At 63.9% G+C, this 363-nt stretch carries 1 pseudogene; it reads right to left on the minus strand.

Features of this window, described 5'->3' with window-relative positions:
• Positions 1-363: pseudogene (locus SB753_RS35355) on the minus strand (poly-beta-hydroxybutyrate polymerase); the annotation flags it as partial.

Below are 363 nucleotides of genomic sequence, written 5' to 3' on the forward strand. Positions count from 1 at the left end.
CCCTGGCCCGCGTGCTGAAGCGATAGTTGCGGCCGGCGTGCCCCGGTTCGGAGAAGATAATGCCGGCATCGTGGCCACCGGACGTCAGTAGGAAGCTGATCTCCGCGTTGCTCAGCAGGTGCAGCTTGTAGACCGAGCGCCACGGCGACACGTGATCCCGCTCCGTGCCCACCACAAACACCGGCAACCTCAGATCGCTAAGCGCCACCGCACGGCCGCGTATGTAATACCGTCCCTCGGCCAGCGCGTTGCGCAGATACAGCTCCCGCAGTGTCTCACTGTGCAGTCGGTACGGCAGGCGCGTCGTATCCGCGTTCCATGCCATCAGGTCCGTGGACTTGGTGTGCTTGCCGAGCAGATACT

The sequence above is a fragment of the Paraburkholderia sp. SIMBA_053 genome (assembly GCF_046534895.1).
Classification (GTDB): domain Bacteria; phylum Pseudomonadota; class Gammaproteobacteria; order Burkholderiales; family Burkholderiaceae; genus Paraburkholderia; species Paraburkholderia caledonica.